The following is a 19,598-nucleotide window of genomic DNA, read 5'->3' on the forward strand; positions in this document are numbered from 1 at the left end:
ATGAACGCGGCAACCGAATTCGATTTGGGCCCCCTGACCTGGGTCAAGGGCGAGATTGACCAGGCACTGGAGCGGGCGGAAGAGGCTTTTGGCCAGTATGTCGCCGAGGCCGATCTCACCCGGCTCAAGTTTTGCCGCACCCATGTGCATCAGGTGCATGGCGCGCTGTCCATTGTCAGCCTGGATGGCATTACCCAGGTTACCGAATCGCTCGAGGCCCTGCTGGGCGCTCTCGAAGAAGGGCGTACGGCAGTCGATGATGATGTCGTTGCAGCCGTTCGGCATACCATGGCCGGGGTCCGGAGCTACCTCGATGAACTGATGGCTGGCGAGCCCAATCAGCCCTTGCGGTTGATGCCGGTCTATCTTGAACTGGCCAGGGTGCGCGGCATCTCGACGGCAAGGGCGAGCGACCTCTTCTTCCCGGATCTCACCCTGCGCCCGCCCAAGCGGGCTACTGCCGCCCCCCGTCTGAGTTCTGACGCGTTGCGCCAGGTGCTCAAAAGTGAACGTGCCCGTTACCAGAAAGGCCTCCTGCTCTGGCTGACCAAGCCGGAGCAGGCAGAAACCGGCTGGCAGCTGATGCGCGATGCACTGACCGGCATTGAGGCTACCCAGGAGTCGCCTGCTGCCCGCTCTTTCTGGTGGACAGCGCTGGCCTTCATCGAGGCCCTGAAAGACCCGGCGGTCAATGCCGACGGTTCAGTCCGCCAGGTCAGTGCCCGCATCGATCAGCAGATTCGCCGTTTGCTCGAAGGTTCGAGCAGTCTGACCGAGCGCCTGATGCGCGAGGCCCTGTATCACGTTGCCCAGGCTAGTTCCGACGCGGGTGGCGTGGTGGCGCAGGTCAAATCAACTTTTGGACTGTCTGCCCAGTTGCCGGCAAACGAGACCGTCGCCAGCGTGCTGCCGCAGGATGCCGTGCTGCGTCGCCTGCGTGAAGCGCTGGCCAGCGTCGAGGATCAATGGAACCGTATCTGCTCGTCCGGTAGCACGGCAGCTTTGTCCGTGTTTGCCGAGCAGGCGCGCGCGATTGCCGCAATGACCGAGGAAATCGGCCAGACCGACCTCAAGCGATTGGGGCAGGGGCTGGCTGCCATCGTCAACTGGTTGGTTGAGGATGCCGCCCGCTTTGGCGATACGGTCGCGATGGAGGTGGCGACCGCCATTCTGCTGCTGCAGAACGCCCAGGAGGGTTTCAAGCGTCTGGGTACCGATTTCGCGCAGCAGGTGGATCACATGGTAGCCCGCCTGTATGCCTGTATCGCCGGCAAGCCAGCTGTTGACGCTGCCGTGCCCTTGCTCGACGAGATGACCCGTCGGGCCCAGGAAAAACTGCTGATCAGCCAGGTAGCCCGGGAGATCCAGAACAATCTGGCTCAGGTCGAGCAGGTGCTTGACGCCTATTTCCGCGAACCGGCCGGGGAACATGATCTATCCGTACTCGATGGCCCGCTGAAGCAAACGGCGGGCGCCCTCGCCATGTTGGGCCACCTCGGCGCCGTATCCAGCGTCAACGCCTGCACTGAACGTATCCATCAGTTGGCCCAACCCGGCGCAACTCATACACCGGAAGCTTTCGAGGAAATCGCCAACCAGTTGTCTACCCTGGGTTTCTTCGTTGACGCCTTACCCAGCGGTGAATCCGATTTCGACGCCTTTGTTGCCCGCTTGCAAGGCCAGAATTTGGAAGCGGCAACCGAGGAAGGACTGACCGCCCAGGAGTCGGCACTCAGTGTCGAGAGCGAACTGGCCCGTCAGGCGCGCGATACCCAGGCGCTGGTCGAAGCCCTTAAGGAAGCACCGCAGGATGAGCGCCTGCAGGAAGAACTCAAGCAGAACCTCAAGGCCATCCAGCAGGATGCCGATCTGGTCGCTAACCATGAACTCGGACAAAGCGCCAAGGCCGCACTCGAAGCCCTGAAGGCCGGCGATATGGGGGCGGAACAGATCGATGCCACCCTTGCCGCCCTCAAGCCGCAGGAGCCGGAAGTCCCGCAACCTTCCGCTGAAACCCAGCAACTGGCCGAGGCTTCGCACGAAGAGATCGACGCGGAACTGCTTGCCATCTTCCTCGAAGAAGCCCACGAGGTACTGGACACCATGGGCGAACAACTGGCGGTACTGGAGGCCGATCCGCACAATGTCGAGGCGCTCACCACCATTCGTCGCAACACCCATACCCTGAAAGGTAGCGGCCGCATGGTCGGCCTGACTGAACTCGGGGAGACTGCCTGGGAACTGGAACAGACCCTCAACCTGTGGTTGCGCCAGGACCAGTGGGCTACGCCGGAGTTGATGCAGTTGATCGAGGACGAGCACACTTTGTTCTCGGCCTGGGTGCATCATCTCGAAAGCGGTCAGGGACTGGTGCCGGACGCATCGGCCATCATTGCCCTGGCCGGACGCCTGCGGGGTGTCGAACCGTTAGTCGCGCCGGTCGCTGCTGTGCCAGCCCCGGTGTTGAGCGAACCGCCCGTTCCCGCCATCGAGCCGGTTGGCGAACCGTTTCTGGAAGAGATCACGCTGGCCGAGCCGCTGGTGCCCGATGCCATTGCATCCGTCAGAACTGAGAAGCCGGCCGTCGAGACCGCACTGCCCGGCATCGACGACATTGAACTCTCCTTCCCTGATCAGCCGTTGGCATTGACTGCCGAGCCGGTTGTCGAACCCGAACCCGAACCCGAACCCGAACCCGAGGCAGAGGCAGAGGCAGAGGCAGAGGCAGAGGCAGAGGCAGAGGCAGAGGCAGAGGAGCCGATGCCGGCCCAAGAGGAAGCGCTCGAGGTTGTTGAGGCTGTGGAAGCCGTTGCGCCCGCTGACGAATCGTTGGAACTTGCAGTGCCGCCGAGCGTTACCGCCTCGCCGACGCTGTACGATATTTTCCGCGAAGAGGCGCGTGGCCATCTGCAGACCCTGGTCGAGAGCTATGGCGTGCTGGAAGCCGACCCGAGCGGGCCGACCACCTTCGCCATGACGCGGGCTGCCCACACGCTGGCCGGAATTGCCGCGACCGTCGGCCTGATGCCGATCCATCATCTCGCCCTGGCGCTCGAACATGCCCTGCTGCGCCGGGATGGCTCGGCTCAGCCAGCGAGCATCGAGGGGATCGAGACCGTTCGCCAGAGCATCATCACGCTTGAGGATATGTTCGACTGCCTGGCTCGTCAGGAAGCCCCGGTCGAGCAGATGCAACTGATCGCCGCCCTGGATGATGTCTTCCCGCCGGCCCCGGTTATAGAGGAGGTGTTGCCGCCGATCAGTGCCGAAATCATCCCCTTGCCGGGTGTTGCAGTCGCCAGCGCCGAGCCGCCCGAGCCGGTGGCTGCGCCCGCTGCTCCGGCTGCCTCGGCGCCGGCCCTGCCGCAACTGACCGACGAACTCGACGAGCAACTGCTGCCTATCTTCCTCGAAGAAGCGGCCGACCTGACGCGCGACCTGACCATCCAGCTCCGCGCCTGGCGCGGCGATCCGTCGAGTGGCGCGGCAGCGCAGGCCATTGCCCGCCTGTTGCACACCTTCAAGGGCAGCGCACGGATGGCCGGTGCTATGAACCTGGGCGAAGCGACCCACCTGCTGGAAGCGCGCGTCGAGGAAGCCATGCGTGCCGGTTCGGCATCGACCGGTTTTATCGAGGAGATCGAGTCCGGTTGCGACATGCTGGCCCAGGCCGTCGAGCGCTTGCGCGAGGGGCCGCAGGAGCTGGCTGTTGCTGAGCCGGCCGTTGCGCTGACCGTGCCAGAAACTCCTGCCCCGGGTGCCGTACCAACTGCCCAGCCGGCGGCGACCGAGCCCGAGGCGGAAAGCGATGCGGCCGGCCAGCGGGCGACGCTGCGGGTACGAGCCGATCTGATTGACCGCCTGGTCAATGAGGCCGGCGAGTTGTCCATCGCCCGGACGCGGATCGAAGGTGAAATGCGCAGCCTGAAGGGCTCGCTGCTCGAACTGACCGAGAACGTCATTCGTCTGCGCCGCCAATTGCGCGAAATCGAAATTCAGGCTGAAACGCAAATCCAGGCCAAGGTGGCGCACACGCCGGGCGGCGAAGTGGATTTCGACCCGCTGGAACTGGATCGCTTCACCCGCTTCCAGGAACTGACCCGTTTCATGGCCGAGTCGGTGAACGACGTGGCGACGGTGCAGCAGAACCTGTTGAAGAGCCTGGATGATGCCAATGCGGCGATCCTTGCCCAGTCTCGCCTGAACCGTAGTCTGCAACAGGAGCTGATGGGGGTGCGCATGCTGCCCTTCGCCAGCCAGACCGAGCGCCTGTATCGTATCGTCCGCCAGACAGCCAAGGAACTGGGCAAGCGGGCCAACCTCGACATCATCGGCGGCCAGGTCGATATCGACCGTTCGGTGCTCGACAAGATGCTGGCCCCGATCGAGCACATGCTGCGCAATGCCGTGGCACACGGTATCGAGGATCGTGACTACCGTGTCGCGATGGGCAAGCCGGAAGTCGGTGAAATCACCGTCAGGCTGGTCCAGGAAGGCAATGAAATCATTCTGTCGATGTCCGACGACGGTAAGGGTCTCGACGCCGGGCGTATCCGGGCCCGGGCCGAAGCCATGGGGCTGTTGCAGCCGGGGCAGACGATCGACGAGGCGGCGCTCTTCGATTTCATCTTCCAGCCCGGTTTCTCGACGGCCACCGAACTGACCCAACTCGCCGGACGCGGTGTCGGTATGGACGTGGTGAAGACGGAAGTCGGCGAACTCGGCGGCCGTATCGAAATCGTTTCCGAAGCCGGCAGGGGCACCACGTTCCGCCTCTACCTGCCACTCACCCTGGCTGTGACGCAGACCCTGCTGACTCGTGTCGGTAGTTCGGTATACGCCATTCCGTCAGCCATGATCGAACAGGTCATGGAGATGAAGGATAAGGCGCTGGCCGCGATCCGCGACAAGGGCGAGGTCGAGTGGCAGGGCAATCGCTACCCCTTCCACTTCCTGCCGCACCTGCTCGGCGACGCCGAGGCACTGCCTGAAGCCCATCGCCAGTACTGGGTCCTGTTGCTCCGCTCCGGCTCGCAACGGGTCGCCGTGCTGGTCGACGAACTGAAAGGAAACCAGGAAGTCGTCGTCAAGAATATCGGCGCCCAGATGTCGCGGGTGGTCGGTATAGCCGGGGCAACCGTACTCGGTGACGGCAAGGTGGTGCTGATCCTCAACCCGGTGGCCCTGGCCAGTCGGGCGCCAGTGGTCAGCGTCAGCGTGCAGTCGGCGATTCCGGTGGCACCGGAGCCGGTGGCAAGCGAAATGGAAAACCTGCCGACGGTGATGGTGGTCGACGATTCGCTGACCGTGCGCAAGATCACCAGCCGCCTGCTGATGCGCGAGGGCTATCAGGTCGTGCTGGCCAAGGATGGCGTCGATGCGCTGGAGCAGTTGAGCGAGGTGATGCCGGACGTCATCCTGTCCGATATCGAAATGCCGCGCATGGATGGCTTCGACCTGGTGCGCAACATTCGCGCCGACGAGCGCCTGCGTGGCTTGCCGATCATCATGATCACGTCGCGGACAGCCGACAAGCACCGCAACTACGCGCTGGAGATCGGTGCCAATCACTACCTTGGCAAGCCGTACGACGAAGTCGAACTACTTGAACTGGTCAGCGGTTACACCCGGCATCGTCAGGCGCATTGAGCGCGTTGTCTGCCTCCCGGACAATCCCGCTGCGGCGGGATTGTCCGTTGACGGTCAGCCGGTTTTCTTGACCACCGCGTAACGGGCCAGGGTTTCCTCCCTGGCCTGGGTATGATCGACGATGGGCCCCGGATAGTCGCGGCCGATGACGACGCCGATCGCCTCCTGTTCGAGGCGCCCCATCAGCCACGGGGCATGGATGTACTTGTTCGGCACGGCCGCCAGTTCGGGCACATAGCGGCGGATGAACTTGCCGTCCGGGTCGAATTTTTCCGACTGGGTGATCGGGTTGAAAATGCGGAAATAGGGCTGTGCATCACAACCGCTGGAAGATGCCCACTGCCAGCCGCCGTTGTTGGCCGACAGGTCGAAATCGTTCAGCTGGTCGGCAAAGTAGCGCTCGCCGAGGCGCCAGTCGAGGCCGAGATCCTTGGTCAGGAAACTAGCGACAACCATGCGCAGGCGGTTGTGCATCCAGCCGCTGTAGTTGAGCTGGCGCATCGCCGCATCGACCAGCGGGTAGCCGGTGCGCCCTTGCTGCCAGGCGGCCAGCCAGTCGGGGCGTTCGGCCCAGCGGATGGCATCGTATTCCGGCTTAAAGGCATGGCCGACGACCCGAGGGAAATGGTCGAGAATCATGAAGTAGAAATCGCGCCAGATCAGCTCGTTCAGCCAGGCGTGCGACTCATCGGCCAGTGCGGCACGGGCCAGCTCGCGGATCGAAATCGTCCCGAATCGCAGATGAACGGACAGGTAAGAGACGCCCTTGATGGCCGGATAGTCGCGCAGGGCGGCATAGCGGGCCAGGCGTCCGGCTCGGAATGCGTCCCATAGCGCTCGGGCGCCGGACATGCCGGGCTGGATGCCGATTGTGTCGAGGTCGGTCGGCATGAAGCCGATTTGTTCCAGGGGCGGGATGCCTTCGGCAGGGCCGGGTGCGAAGGCTCCCTGGCATTGCCATTCGGCGGTGTCGGTGGCAGTCAGGCGCTTCAGCCAGGCGTTCTTGTAAGGCGTGAAGACGGAAAACGGCTTGCCGGCCTGGGTCAGCACCTCATCGCCATCGAAAATGGCCTGGTCCTTCCGCGTGTGGAAGGCGATGCCCTGCGCCCGCAAGCTCTCGGCCACGGCGATATCGCGGGTCTTGGCGGCGGGTTCGTAGTCGCGATTGGCGTAGACGCTGGCCACCCCGAGCTCGCGCGCAAGCCCGGGAATCACCTCGCCGGCCCGGCCGAGGCGGACGATCAGACCGCCGCCCCGGGCGCGCAGTGCCGTATCGAGCTCGGCCAGCGATTCGCGGATGAAATGCACCCGCCGGTCCTGGCGGCTGGGTAGCGCATCCAGGATGTCGGTATCGAAGACGAAAGCGCAGTAAACCTGGCCGGCGTTGCTGAGTGCCGCGCTGAGGGCGGCGTGGTCGTGGTCGCGCAGGTCGCGGCGGAACCAGACGAGGGCTTTTTCTGGGTTCATGGTTGGTTTGTACCTCCCCGGCGATTAAAATTCGCCCCATGGACAACGTCAACCTGACCGACCACTTCCTGATTGCCATGCCGACCCTGGAAGACCCCTATTTCTCGAATGCGCTCGTCTATATTTGCGAGCACAACGAGAACGGGGCCTTGGGCATCATCGTCAATCGGCCGATCGACCTGAACCTGGCCGGCTTGCTTGAAAAGATCGACATCAAGCTGGAGGCCGGGCAACTGGCCGACCTGCCCGTCTATTTCGGCGGCCCGATCCAGCTCGACCGCGGCTTTGTGCTGCATCGGCCGGTGGGTCACTGGCAATCGACACTGGCGATCAATGGCGATGTCGGGCTGACCAGCTCGCGTGATGTGCTGGCTTCGGTCGGCAAGGAGGGCCTGCCTTCCGAAATCATCGTCTCGCTCGGCTACGCCGGCTGGGACGCCGGCCAGCTGGAAGAGGAACTGGCCCAGAATTCCTGGCTGACGGTGCCGGCCAAGGCCAGCATCCTCTTCGAATTGCCGCCGGAAGAGCGCCTGCCGGCGGCCATGCAGAAGCTGGGCGTCAGCTTCACCCAGCTCTCCGACGTCGCGGGGCATGCCTGACCCCGTGGGTACGGTCCTAGCCTTCGACTTTGGCGAAAAGCGCATTGGCGTTGCCACCGGCGAAACCCTGCTCGGCAGCGCTCATCCGCTGACCGTTATCCACGCCGAGTCGAACGACGACCGCTTTGCGGCCATCGGCAAGCTGATTGACGAATGGCAGCCGGAACGCCTGGTCGTCGGCCTGCCGACCCACGCCGATGGCACACCCCACGAAATGACCCGCCTGGCCAGCAAGTTCGGCGAGCGCCTGGTTCGACGTTTCAATCTGCCGGTTTCCTACGCCGACGAACGCCTGACCTCGCTCGACGCCGAGGCCCGCCTGCGGGAAACCGGTCGCAACAGCAAATCCGCCAAACCGCTGCTTGATGCGGTGGCGGCGCAACTCATCCTTCAAACCTGGTTCGAAAGCGCGCAGCATGTCACCCCTACCCAATCCTCTGCCTGATGCCGAGGCGCAGTGTCGCCAGCTGGCCGACCTGATTCGCCGGCAACTCTCGAAGAACCCGGCGCTGGTCGGCATCTACAGCGGCGGCGCCTGGATTGCCGAGCGCCTGAAGGACCTGCTCGGCCTGACCGAGGAGGTCGGCCTGATCGATGTTTCCTTCTACCGGGACGATTTTTCCGAGAAGGGCTTGCATCCGCAGTGCCGGCCGACCGTGATTCCCTTCGATGTTGAAGGCCGCCACATCATCCTGGTCGATGACGTGCTCTACACCGGCCGCACGACGCGGGCGGCGATCAACGAACTGTTCGACTATGGTCGCCCGGCTGCGGTCGAACTGGCCGTGCTGGCCGACCGTGGCGGGCGCGAACTGCCGGTGGCGGCGACCTACGGCATCTGGGATGTAACGCTTGACGACGGCCAGAGCCTGGTACTCGAACGCAAGGATGACGCTCAACTCGCCTGGAGGCTGGAACATGCATAACCCGCAGTTGAACAAGCACGGCGAACTCGCCCATCTGCTGTCCATCGAAGGCCTGCCCAAGGCCATCCTGAACCAGATTCTCGATACCGCCGAGTCCTTCATGGAAGTCTCGGCGCGCGAGGTCAAGAAGGTGCCGCTGCTGCGCGGCAAGAGCGTCTTCAACCTGTTTTTCGAGAACTCGACGCGCACCCGCACCACCTTCGAAATCGCCGCCAAGCGGCTGAGCGCCGATGTCATCAATCTCGACATCAACAAGTCGTCGACGGCCAAGGGCGAGACCTTGCTCGATACCATCGACAACCTGTGCGCCATGCACGCCAACCTGTTCGTTGTGCGCCATGCGTCGAGCGGGGCGCCCTACCTGATCGCCGAGCACCTGCAGCGTACCGGCCGCGACGACATCCACGTCGTCAATGCCGGCGATGGCCGGCACGCCCACCCGACGCAGGGCCTGCTCGACATGTACACCATCCGTCACTACAAGAAGGACTTCACGCAACTGCGGGTGGCCATTGTCGGTGACATCCTGCACTCCCGCGTCGCCCGCTCCGACATCCATGCGCTGACCACGCTCGGCGTCCCGGAAGTGCGCGCCATCGGCCCGGAAACGCTGTTGCCGAAGTACATGGACAAGCTCGGCGTGCATGTCTTCCACGACATGAACGAAGGCCTCAAGGATTGCGACGTGATCATCATGCTGCGCCTGCAGAACGAGCGCATGAACGGCGCCCTGCTGCCCTCGGCCGGCGAATACTTCCGCCACTACGGCCTGACGCCGCAAAAACTGGCGCTGGCCAAGCCGGACGCCATCGTGATGCACCCGGGGCCGATGAACCGGGGGGTCGAAATCCATTCCGCCGTGGCCGATGGCGCGCAAGCGGTGATCCTGCCGCAGGTCACCTTCGGCATTGCGGTTCGCATGGCCGTCATGAGCATCGTTGCGGGGAACTGAACATGAATATCGAAATCAAGAACGGCCGCGTCATTGATCCGAAGCACGGGGTCGACCAGCACCACACCTCCCTGTTCGTGGCCGAAGGCACGGTCATCGGCATGGGGGCGACGCCGGCCGGCTTTGTCGCCGATCAGACCATCGATGCGACCGGCTGTGTCGTCTGCCCCGGCCTGATCGACCTCGGCGCCCGCCTCAATTCCATCGAAGCCGAGCTGGCGGCGGCTGTTGCCGGCGGCGTGACTTCCGTCGTCGTGCCGCCGGATGCCGATCCCCCGCTCGACGAACCGGAGTTGGCCGACCGCCTGGTACATCGCGGCGATGAAATCGGCAAGGCCCGCGTGTTGCCGCTCGGCGCCCTGACGCTCGGCCTCAAGGGCGAGCGTCTGGCCGAACTGGCCGGCTTGAAGAAGGCCGGCTGCGTGGCCTTTTCGCAGGCCAACAAGCCGGTGGTCGATACTGAAGCGCTGCTGCGCGCCATGGAATACGCCGCCACTTTTGATTTTGCCGTCTGGCTGCAGCCGCAGGATTACTGGCTGTCACGCAACGGCATCGCGCACGAGGGCGAAGTGGCCAGCCGTCTTGGTCTGGCCGGCATCCCGGTTGCCGCCGAAACCATTGCCATCGGCACCATCATCCAGTTGGTGCGGATCACCGGCTGTCGCGTGCATCTGACCCGCATCTCGTCGGCCGCCGGCATGCAACTGGTGCATCGCGCCCAGCACGACGGGCTGCCGATCACCTGCGACGTTGGCGTGCATCACCTGCTGCTCACCGAAAACGATATCGGATACTTCAATCCGCACGCCCGTTTCTGCCCGCCGCTGCGTGCCCAGGAAGATCGTCAGGCCTTGTCGGATTCCGTTGCCGCCGGCTGGGCTGCCATCTGCTCCGACCACACGCCGGTTGGTGCCGACGACAAGCTGCTGCCTTTTGGCGAAGCCAAGCCGGGCGCCACCGGCCTTGAGGTGCTGTTGCCGCTAACCCTGAAATGGGCCGAGGCAGCACAGGTCGACCTGCCGACCGCGCTGGCCCGCATCACCGCCATGCCTGCCCGGGTTCTCGGTTCGTCGGCAGGCAGCCTGGCGGTCGGCACGAATGCCGATATTTGCGTCTTCGATCCGGCGGCGACCTGGCAACTGGCACCGGAGGCCCTGAAGAGTCGCGGCAAGAACTCCCCCTGGCAGGGTTACATGATGAGCGGCCAGGTCAGGGCGACGCTGGTCGGTGGACGGATGGTCTACCAGGCACAGCAATAATCCACATGGAATAATTTATTCCGTTTGCATTAAAATGAAGCGGCCTCGCCGGCCTGTCCGGCGAGGCCGCTGTCTTTTGCAAACCGATAATTTTCCATTGAGGAGGAGCACCCGATGAAACGTCTGTTGAGCCTGATTCTTGTCCTGTTTTCCAGCATCAGCCTGGCCTATGCCACAGTCAACCTGAATACCGCCACCGTCGAGGAATTGGACGGCGTCAAGGGGATTGGCCCGAGCAAGGCCAAGGCCATTGTTGATTACCGCAGCAAGAATGGTCCTTTCAAATCGGTGGATGATCTGAAGGGCGTCAAGGGATTCGGGGAGAAGAGCGTGGCGCGCTTGCGTGGCGAACTGACCGTCGGCGAAGGCGGCGCCAAGGGGGCAGCGAAAAAATAAGCCCGCTTCGGGGGTGGCAGGAAAAGCGGCTGCTTCGGCAGCCGCTGTTGTTCTAGCCGGCCAGTCCGGCAACCTGCTCGGGGAGCGCACCGGTAACTTCCAGTACCTTGCGCCGCGAGGTTTGGCCGCTCTTCAGGCAGACAGCCGATTTGGGTAGCGCCAGGGTGTCGGCAATGAAGCGGATCAGCGCCTCGTTCGCCTTGCCGTCCACCGGGGGGGCGGCAAGACGGATTTTCAGCGCCTCGCCATGCAGCCCGGCGAATTCGGTTTTCTTCGCGCCGGGCTGGATGTGCAGGGTCAGCGTGATGCGGCCGTCGCCCGCCGCACGGTACCAGTCGCTCACAGGAACATCAGGACCACTTGCAGCAGCAGGATGGCGACCAGCGGCGACAGGTCGATGCCCGAAATGGTCGGAATGATGCGGCGAATCGGGTCAAGGACGGGCCGGGTGAGTTGGTAAGCCGGCGCGGTGAGCGGCGAATACGGGTTGATCCACGACAGGACGGCCTGCAGGATCAAGGCGCCGATGAAAATATAGACAGCCAGGCGGAGCAGGGCGCGGAGGGCAAACCACAGCACCATCAGGGCCAGCGTGCCGCCATCAGTGTTGATGGATGGGCCGGCCAGGCCGAGCAGGATGCCGGAAAACGCCAGCTGCACGCCAAGCGCCGCAATCAGGCTGGCCCAGTCGAAGCCGCCCAGGCCGGGGATGAAACGACGCAGCGGCTTGATCGCCCAGTTGGTCAACTTGACGACGAAGTCACCGATCTGCCCGGCAAACGACACGCGCATCGCCTGCATCAGGAAACGCAGCAGGAAGAGCGTGCAGAAAAAACTGGCGACGGCATCGAGCAGGAAGGTGATGGCCTGCATCAGCCGGCTCCGAGCAGCTTGCCAAGTTCCTGGCCACGTGCCTCGGCCGCCTTGCAGCCAGCGACGATGCCTTCCTTGACGCCGCGTTCGGCCATCACCTTGAGTGCGGCTTCGGTCGTGCCGCCCTTGGAGGTGACGCGCTCGCGCAGGATCGAAGCCGGCTCGCTCGATTGCGCAGCCAGCGCAGCAGCACCCTGCACGGTTTCGATGGCCAGTTGGCGGCCCTGTTCCGGCGTGAAGCCGAGTTCGGCAGCCGCCTGCTGCAGAGCCTCGATGAACAGGAAGACATAGGCCGGGCCGCTGCCGGAAAGGGCAGTCACGCCGTCGATCTTGGCTTCATCGTCGATCCATACCGTGGTGCCGACAGCCTTCAACACGCGGTCAGCGGCAGCGCGCTGCTCGGCCGTTACTTCCGGCAAGGCGCACAGGCCGGTGATGCCGGCACCGATCAGGGCCGGTGTGTTCGGCATGCAGCGGACGATGGTGCGATGGCCGCCCAGCCAGCGCGAGAGGGCTGCCATGTCGAGTCCGGCGGCGATGCTGATGACCAGCGCGTTGCCGAGTTTGCCGACGAGTGGGGCGACGGCTTCCTTCATCTGCTGCGGCTTGACAGCCAGCACCAGGATATCCGGCGCGGTGGGCGCGGTTACAGCGCTGGCGTGGCAGGTCACGCCATAGCTGGCGCTCAGCTTGGCGCGCGCTTCGGCGCCGAGGTCGATCACGTCGATGTCGCTGGCCGTGAAGCCCTGCTTGACCATGCCGCCGATCAGGGCGTTGGCCATGTTGCCGCCGCCGAGGAAAACAATTTTCATCTGTAGTTTCTTTCACCAAAAATGGCCGTGCCGATGCGGACGATGGTCGCGCCTTCGGCGACGGCAGCTTCGAGATCGTGGGACATGCCCATGGAAAGGGTATCGAGCGGCAGGCCGGCGGCGCAAATCTGCTCGCTCAGTTCGCGCAGTTTGCGGAAGGGGATGTGCTGTGCCTGCGGGTCGTCGGTTGGCTCGGGAATCGCCATCAGGCCCCGCAACTGCAGGCCGGGCAGGGCGGCGACGGCACGGCACAGAGCGAGCGCTTCGTCCGGAGCGCAGCCGCTCTTGCTCGCCTCACCGGACACATTGACCTGCACGCAGACCTGCAGTGGCGACAGGTAGGTCGGGCGCTGCGCCGACAGCCGTTCGGCGATTTTCAGGCGGTCGATGGAGTGCACCCAGTCAAAGTGTTCGGCGACCGGTTTGGTCTTGTTGCTCTGCAGCGGGCCGATGAAATGCCACTCCAGATGTCGGCCGGTGACGGCGGCGATCTTGTCGATGCCTTCCTGCACGTAATTCTCACCGAAAGCACGCTGGCCGGCATCGGCTGCATCGAGCACGCAGGCCAGCGGCCAGGTCTTGCTGACGGCCAGCAGACGGACGGCATCGGGGGAACGGCCGACAGCCGCTGCTGCATGGGAAATCCGGGCCTGGACGGCTTGCAGGTTGTCGGCGATTGCGCTCATAATCCATTAGGAATTAACAACAATTCAAAGTATACACGCGCGCCGAGGACGATCCGCATGGACATCACCGAACTGCTGGCCTTCAGTGTCAAGAACAAGGCCTCCGATCTTCACCTGTCTTCCGGCCTGCCGCCGATGATTCGTGTCCATGGCGACGTTCGCCGCATCAACCTGCCGGCGATGGAGCACAAGGATGTGCACGGCATGGTGTACGACATCATGAACGACGGTCAGCGCAAGGTATACGAAGAGACGCTGGAGTGCGACTTTTCCTTCGAAATTCCGAACCTGGCGCGCTTCCGGGTTAATGCCTTCAACCAGCAGCGCGGTGCTGCTGCTGTTTTCCGGACCATTCCGTCCAAGGTGCTGACCCTGGAGGAGTTGAATGCGCCGAAGATCTTCAAGGAAATTTCCGAATACCCGCGCGGCATCGTGCTGGTCACCGGGCCGACCGGTTCCGGCAAGTCGACGACGCTGGCCGGCATGGTCAATCACATCAATGAGAACGAATACGGTCACATCCTGACGGTCGAAGACCCGATCGAGTTCGTCCATGAGTCGAAGAAGTGCCTGATCAACCAGCGCGAAGTCGGCCCGCATACGCTGTCCTTCGCCAACGCCTTGCGCTCGGCGCTGCGCGAAGACCCGGATGTCATCCTGGTCGGCGAAATGCGCGACCTGGAGACCATCCGCCTCGCGCTGACGGCAGCCGAAACCGGCCACTTGGTGTTCGGCACCTTGCACACCTCGTCGGCGGCCAAGACGGTGGACCGCGTGGTCGACGTCTTCCCGGCGGCGGAAAAGGAAATGGTGCGCGCCATGCTGTCGGAGTCGCTGCGCGCCGTCATCTCGCAGACCCTGTTGAAGACCAAGGATGGCAACGGTCGGGTCGCGGCGCATGAAATCATGATCGGCACGCCGGCTATCCGCAACCTGATTCGCGAGAACAAGATCGCGCAGATGTACTCGGCCATCCAGACCGGCCAGAACTTCGGCATGCAGACGCTCGACCAGAACCTGATCGACCTGGTCCGCCGCAATGTCGTGTCGAGTGCCGAGGCGCGCTACAAGGCGGCCAACAAGGATGCCTTCCCGGCTTGATCCGGGGAGTTGACAGAACAAACGAGGGGAAACCATGGAACGCGATCAGGCAATGAAATTCATGCACGATCTTCTGCGCCTGATGGCCCAGAAGAAAGGCTCTGACCTCTTCATCACCGCGGGCTTCCCGCCGGCGATCAAGATCGACGGCAAGATCACGCCGGTCTCGAACCAGGTGCTGAGTTCGCAGCACACCGCGGAACTGGCGCGGTCGATCATGAATGACCGCCAGGCGGCCGAATTCGAAGCGACCAAGGAGTGCAACTTCGCCATTTCGCCGGCCGGCATCGGCCGCTTCCGGGTCAATACGTTGGTTCAGCAAGGGCGCGTCGGCGTCGTCTGCCGGACCATCAACATGACCATCCCGACCCTCGACGAGCTGCTGCTACCGCCGGTCCTGAAAGATCTGGCGATGACCAAGCGCGGCCTGATCATCTTCGTCGGCGGTACCGGCACCGGCAAGACGACCTCGCTGGCGGCGCTGGTCGATTACCGCAACGAGAACTCCTACGGCCACATCATCACCATCGAAGACCCGATCGAGTACGTGCACGAGCACAAGAACTGCATCGTCACGCAGCGCGAAGTCGGGGTCGATACCGACGACTGGGGGCCGGCCCTGAAGAACACGCTGCGCCAGGCGCCGGACGTCATCCTGATGGGCGAAATCCGCGACCGCGACACCATGGACTACGCCATCGCCTTCGCCGAAACCGGCCACCTGGCGCTGGCCACGCTGCACGCCAACAGTGCCAACCAGGCGATCGACCGCATCATCAACTTCTTCCCGGAAGAGCGTCGCCAGCAGTTGCTGATGGACCTGTCGCTCAACCTGCGTGCCATGGTTTCGCAGCGCCTGATTCCGAAGAAGGACGGCAAGGGCCGGATCGCGGCCATTGAAGTGATGCTCAACTCGCCGCTGATTTCCGACCTGATCTTCAAGGGCGAGGTGCACGAGATCAAGGAAATCATGAAGAAATCGCGTGAGCTCGGCATGCAGACGTTCGACCAGGCGCTGTTCGACCTCTACGAGGCGGGCAAGATCACCTACGAGGACGCCCTGCGCAACGCCGATTCGCTGAACGACCTGCGCCTGCAGATCAAGCTGCACGGCAAGGAGTCCAAGGACCGTGATCTGACCACGGGTATCGGCCATCTCGATATCGTCTGATTTTTGAGGGAGACCGCCATGCGTCGCCTGTTGCAGCCTGTCTTCGTTCTTGTCCTGAGCCTGGCCACCACGCTGGTCCAGGCCGGGGCGCTCGATGCCATTTCGACTGGCGATGCGTCGGCCGGTGTCAAGGAGGCGCTCAACAAGGGCGCGGATTACGCGGTGGCCTCGCTGGGCAGGAATGGTGGATTCCTGGGCAACGACAAGGTGAAGATTCCGTTGCCCGGGTACCTGCAAAAGGCCGAGTCGGCCCTGCGCATGTTCGGTATGGGCAAGCAGGCCGACCAACTGGTCGAAACCATGAACCACGCCGCCGAGAATGCCGTGGCAGTGGCCAAACCGGTGCTCGTCGAGTCGATCAGGAAAATGAGCGTGCAGGACGCCAAGGGTATCCTGACCGGCGGTGAGGACAGCGTGACCCAGTATTTCAAGCGCACCTCGACCGAGCAGCTGACGGCGAAGTTCATGCCCATCGTCAAGAAGGAAACCGGCAAGCTGCAACTGGCGGAACAGTACAACAAGTTCGCCGGCAAGGCGGCGAGCGCTGGCTTGATCGAGCAGAAGGATGCCGACATCGACAGCTATGTCACGCAGAAGGCGATGGACGGCCTGTTCCTGATGATTGCCGAAGAAGAGAAGAAGTTGCGCGCCAATCCGGTCGGCGCCGGCAGCGACCTGCTGAAGAAGGTGTTCGGCGCCCTCTAAAGCTTCTGGCGGCGGCGGTCGTAATTGGGGACAAGGAGTCCCTGCATGAAACTGCCCAGCCTCGCCTCGACCACGCGACGTCCGACCCGGGAGTCGGTCGAGCGCGTCCAGCAGGTGGCCCACGAGCGCATACGGCGTGTCGAGTCGATGGAAGGCATCGAGGGCGACCGGCAGCGTAGTTTGCGTCAGGAACTCGACGAAATCGAACCAGCGGCCATGGCACCTTTCGAAGGGCAGGCGGAGATCCTGCGCGAGACCAGTTCGGTGGCGGCCCAACTGCTTGCGCTGGGCGCCGCCGCCGACGACCTGATCAAGGCGGATGACCTGCCCCGGGCGGTCGTGCCGCAGGTGGACGATTCGGCCTGAGCCGGCGCTTCGGGCGACTCCCTGGGCGCTCTGCCGAGTGGGTTAAAATCGGCCGATTCCCATCTTTTGCGCCCCGCTTCCGGCGGGGCGCTGTCTTTCTGCCCTGATCCATGTCCGGTCTCAATCCCCAGCAACGTGAAGCGATCCACTACCTTGACGGGCCCTTGCTCGTGCTGGCCGGCGCCGGCTCGGGCAAGACGCGGGTGATCACGCAGAAAATCGCCTACTTGGTGCAGGACTGTGGTTTCCAGCCGCGCAACATCGCGGCCATCACTTTCACCAACAAGGCAGCCAAGGAAATGCAGGAGCGTATCGGCAAGATTTTGTCGGCGGCGCTGGCCGGCGAACTGCAGATCTCCACCTTCCACTCGCTTGGTGTGCGCATCCTGCGCGAGGAGGCCAAGGCGCTCGGCTACAAGCCGCGGTTTTCCATTTTCGATTCGGCTGATTGTGCCGGGATCCTGAGTGAGGCAGCCGGCACCGTGGACAAGGCGACGGTACGCATCCTGCAGTCGCTGATCTCCAACTGGAAGAATGCGCTGGTCACGCCGGAAGCGGCGCGTCATCTGGCGACCGACGAACACCAGAAGCTGGCCGCCCACGCCTACCTGAGCTACGAGGCGACGCTGAAGGCCTACCAGGCGGTCGATTTCGACGATTTGATCGGCCTGCCGGTCAAGCTGTTCACCGAGCATCCCGAAATCGCTGACAAATGGCAGAACCGCTTGCGCTACCTGCTGGTCGATGAATACCAGGATACCAATGCCTGCCAGTACCAGCTGCTCAAGCTGCTGACCGGAGTGCGTGCCCAGTTCACGGCGGTCGGTGACGACGATCAGGCCATCTACGGTTGGCGCGGCGCCGACATCGACAACCTGCGCAAGCTGCCGGCCGAATTTCCCACCCTGAAGGTCATCAAGCTGGAGCAGAACTACCGCTCGACGGTGCGTATCCTGAAGGCGGCGAACAACGTCATCGCCAACAACGAAAAGCTGTTCGACAAGAAGCTGTGGTCGGAGCATGGCCACGGCGAGCAGATCAGCGTCACGGCCTACCGCGACAACGATGCCGAGGCCGAGGGGGTGGTGATGAAGCTGCAGGCGCACCGCTTCGAGCAGCGCACCCAGTTCAAGGATTACGCCATCCTCTACCGCTCCAACCACCAGGCCCGAATCTTCGAGGAATACCTGCGCGACCACCGCATTCCCTACCTGCTGTCCGGCGGCAAGTCCTTCTTCGACAAGGCCGAGATCAAGGACATCATCGCCTACCTGCGCCTACTGGCCAACGAGGACGACGACCCGGCCTACATCCGCGCTGCGACCACGCCCAAGCGCGGCATCGGCGCGGCGACCCTGCAGGTACTCGGCACCTACGCCGGCGAGCGGCACGTTTCGCTGTTCGCGGCCGCTTTCGAAGAGGGCTTTGCCCAGCGCGTCGCGCCGCGCCAGTTCGAACCCTTGCTCGAATTCGGCCAGTTCATCAATCGCATGCAGGAGCGGGCCGGGCGGGAGTCAGCTAATCTCGTCCTGCCGGATCTGCTCAAGGCCATCGACTACGAAACCTACCTCTACGACCACGAGGAAGAGCGCGTCGCGCAAACGCGCTGGGCCAATGTCTGCGAATTCGCCAACTGGATCAACAAGAAGGGCGAACTCGACGGCAAGACGCTGATCGAGCTGACCCAGAGCATCGCCTTGATCAACATGCTCGACAAGCAGAACGACGAGGAGGTTGATGCGGTGCAGTTGTCCACGCTGCATGCCTCGAAGGGTCTGGAGTATCCGCACGTCTTCCTGGTCGGTGTCGAGGAAGGGATCCTGCCGCATCGCGAGTCGACCGAGCCGAGCAAGGTCGAGGAAGAGCGCCGCCTGATGTACGTCGGCATCACCCGTGCCCAGCGCACCCTGAACATCTCCTACTGCGAGCGGCGCAAGCAGGCCCGCGAATTCATTCCCTGCGAACCGTCGCGCTTTATTGACGAGATGGGGCGCGACGATGTGCGCTTCGCCGGCGGCAAGGAGGCCAAGCCGGTGGACAAGGCGACCGGCAACGCCCGGCTGGATGCCATGAAGGCCATGCTCGCCGGCAACAAGCGTTGAACGCAGACTTCCGACGTCCGGCGTAAACGCAGAAAGGGGACCTTCCGGTCCCCTTTCCTCTGGCGGTGTCAGAGCAGCGGCTTACTTGACCTTGCTGAGCACGTAATCGACAACGCCCTTGATCTCGTCGTCGGACAGGGCCGCACCACCCTTCGGCGGCATGGCGCCCTTGCCGTTGGTCACGCTCTTGATCAGGCCATCCTTGCCCTGGCCCAGACGGGGAGCCCAGGCGGCCTTGTCGTCGATTTTCGGTGCGCCGGCGGCACCGGTATTGTGGCAGGCGCCGCAAACCGTGTTGTAGATGGTGGCGCCATCGCGCGGGCCGCTGGCGGCCGGTGCGGCAGCCTTGGCCAGCTCGAATTTGGCGACGGGCTGGATGCGGACATCGGATTCGTCCGAGCCCTTGGCGGCATCAGCCGCGGAGTTGTAGGTTCTGTTGGTGAGCGGATAGATGATCGCGATCAACACGGCGGCGACGCCGATCGTTGCCCACATCATTTTCTTGGAAGAGTTTTGTTCAGCCATGCCGACGGC

The 19,598-nt window shown here is 63.4% G+C and carries 18 protein-coding genes; 12 read left to right on the top strand and 6 right to left on the bottom strand.

Annotated elements, in window-relative coordinates; all coding sequences use genetic code 11:
• Nucleotides 1-5,649 carry a hybrid sensor histidine kinase/response regulator gene (locus K420_RS0106010; protein WP_027457282.1) on the top strand — a complete coding sequence of 1,883 codons (5,649 nt, stop codon included), beginning with the start codon at nucleotides 1-3 and terminating at the stop codon, nucleotides 5,647-5,649.
• A gap of 54 nt (nucleotides 5,650-5,703) precedes the next feature.
• On the opposite strand, the gene K420_RS0106015 is transcribed toward K420_RS0106010, so the two are convergent.
• Nucleotides 5,704-7,116, bottom strand: a complete 1,413-nt coding sequence (locus K420_RS0106015) for a cryptochrome/photolyase family protein (RefSeq protein WP_027457283.1) — start codon at nucleotides 7,114-7,116, stop codon at nucleotides 5,704-5,706.
• Between the two features lie 38 nt (nucleotides 7,117-7,154).
• Between K420_RS0106015 and K420_RS0106020 the strand changes: the two genes are divergently transcribed.
• From K420_RS0106020 to K420_RS0106045, 6 genes are all read left to right on the top strand, one after another.
• The gene (locus K420_RS0106020) at nucleotides 7,155-7,715 is read left to right on the top strand and encodes a YqgE/AlgH family protein (RefSeq protein ID WP_027457284.1); all 561 of its coding nucleotides are present in this window, start codon (nucleotides 7,155-7,157) and stop codon (nucleotides 7,713-7,715) included.
• Entirely contained in the window at nucleotides 7,708-8,160 is a 453-nt protein-coding gene (gene ruvX / locus K420_RS0106025) for a Holliday junction resolvase RuvX (RefSeq protein WP_027457285.1), read from the top strand. The genes K420_RS0106020 and ruvX overlap by 8 nt, the downstream gene beginning before the upstream one ends.
• Complete coding sequence (pyrR, locus tag K420_RS0106030) at nucleotides 8,132-8,641, top strand: bifunctional pyr operon transcriptional regulator/uracil phosphoribosyltransferase PyrR (protein WP_027457286.1); 510 nt, start codon at nucleotides 8,132-8,134, stop codon at nucleotides 8,639-8,641. The genes ruvX and pyrR overlap by 29 nt, the downstream gene beginning before the upstream one ends.
• Nucleotides 8,634-9,593 (top strand): aspartate carbamoyltransferase catalytic subunit, encoded by a 960-nt coding sequence (locus tag K420_RS0106035; protein ID WP_027457287.1) that lies wholly within the window; start codon nucleotides 8,634-8,636, stop codon nucleotides 9,591-9,593. Before pyrR ends, K420_RS0106035 begins: the two co-directional genes overlap by 8 nt.
• A gap of 2 nt (nucleotides 9,594-9,595) precedes the next feature.
• On the top strand, nucleotides 9,596-10,852 hold the full coding sequence (locus tag K420_RS0106040; RefSeq protein WP_027457288.1) for a dihydroorotase: 1,257 nt from the start codon (nucleotides 9,596-9,598) through the stop codon (nucleotides 10,850-10,852).
• Nucleotides 10,853-10,966: 114 nt separating this feature from the next.
• Nucleotides 10,967-11,248, top strand: coding sequence for a ComEA family DNA-binding protein (locus K420_RS0106045; RefSeq protein ID WP_035854563.1), 282 nt, complete (start codon nucleotides 10,967-10,969; stop codon nucleotides 11,246-11,248).
• A 52-nt stretch (nucleotides 11,249-11,300) separates the two neighbouring features.
• On the opposite strand, the gene K420_RS0106050 is transcribed toward K420_RS0106045, so the two are convergent.
• From K420_RS0106050 to K420_RS0106065, 4 genes are read right to left on the bottom strand one after another with little or no spacing between them, the layout of a single operon-like run.
• A complete protein-coding gene (locus tag K420_RS0106050) occupies nucleotides 11,301-11,591 on the bottom strand; it encodes a DUF167 domain-containing protein (RefSeq protein WP_027457290.1) in 291 nt (96 codons plus the stop codon).
• Entirely contained in the window at nucleotides 11,588-12,121 is a 534-nt protein-coding gene (locus tag K420_RS0106055; protein WP_027457291.1) for a YggT family protein, read from the bottom strand. The genes K420_RS0106050 and K420_RS0106055 overlap by 4 nt, the downstream gene beginning before the upstream one ends.
• The gene (gene proC, locus K420_RS0106060) at nucleotides 12,121-12,933 is read right to left on the bottom strand and encodes a pyrroline-5-carboxylate reductase (RefSeq protein ID WP_027457292.1); all 813 of its coding nucleotides are present in this window, start codon (nucleotides 12,931-12,933) and stop codon (nucleotides 12,121-12,123) included. Before proC ends, K420_RS0106055 begins: the two co-directional genes overlap by 1 nt.
• Complete coding sequence (locus K420_RS0106065; protein ID WP_027457293.1) at nucleotides 12,930-13,619, bottom strand: YggS family pyridoxal phosphate-dependent enzyme; 690 nt, start codon at nucleotides 13,617-13,619, stop codon at nucleotides 12,930-12,932. The genes proC and K420_RS0106065 overlap by 4 nt, the downstream gene beginning before the upstream one ends.
• A 57-nt stretch (nucleotides 13,620-13,676) precedes the next feature.
• Between K420_RS0106065 and K420_RS0106070 the strand changes: the two genes are divergently transcribed.
• From K420_RS0106070 to K420_RS0106090, 5 genes are all read left to right on the top strand, one after another.
• Nucleotides 13,677-14,720 (top strand): type IV pilus twitching motility protein PilT, encoded by a 1,044-nt coding sequence (locus K420_RS0106070; protein WP_027457294.1) that lies wholly within the window; start codon nucleotides 13,677-13,679, stop codon nucleotides 14,718-14,720.
• A gap of 34 nt (nucleotides 14,721-14,754) precedes the next feature.
• On the top strand, nucleotides 14,755-15,891 hold the full coding sequence (locus K420_RS0106075; protein ID WP_027457295.1) for a PilT/PilU family type 4a pilus ATPase: 1,137 nt from the start codon (nucleotides 14,755-14,757) through the stop codon (nucleotides 15,889-15,891).
• A gap of 18 nt (nucleotides 15,892-15,909) precedes the next feature.
• Nucleotides 15,910-16,596 carry a DUF4197 domain-containing protein gene (locus K420_RS0106080; protein WP_027457296.1) on the top strand — a complete coding sequence of 229 codons (687 nt, stop codon included), beginning with the start codon at nucleotides 15,910-15,912 and terminating at the stop codon, nucleotides 16,594-16,596.
• 45 nt (nucleotides 16,597-16,641) lie between these two features.
• Entirely contained in the window at nucleotides 16,642-16,962 is a 321-nt protein-coding gene (locus K420_RS0106085; RefSeq protein ID WP_027457297.1) for a hypothetical protein, read from the top strand.
• Between the two features lie 110 nt (nucleotides 16,963-17,072).
• Entirely contained in the window at nucleotides 17,073-19,064 is a 1,992-nt protein-coding gene (locus tag K420_RS0106090; RefSeq protein ID WP_027457298.1) for a UvrD-helicase domain-containing protein, read from the top strand.
• Between the two features lie 81 nt (nucleotides 19,065-19,145).
• Here K420_RS0106090 and K420_RS0106095 read toward each other — a convergent pair whose 3' ends face one another.
• On the bottom strand, nucleotides 19,146-19,589 hold the full coding sequence (locus K420_RS0106095) for a c-type cytochrome (protein ID WP_027457299.1): 444 nt from the start codon (nucleotides 19,587-19,589) through the stop codon (nucleotides 19,146-19,148).
• Nucleotides 19,590-19,598 lie beyond the last annotated feature (9 nt).

The organism is Dechloromonas agitata is5 (genome assembly GCF_000519045.1).
GTDB lineage: Bacteria > Pseudomonadota > Gammaproteobacteria > Burkholderiales > Rhodocyclaceae > Azonexus > Azonexus agitatus.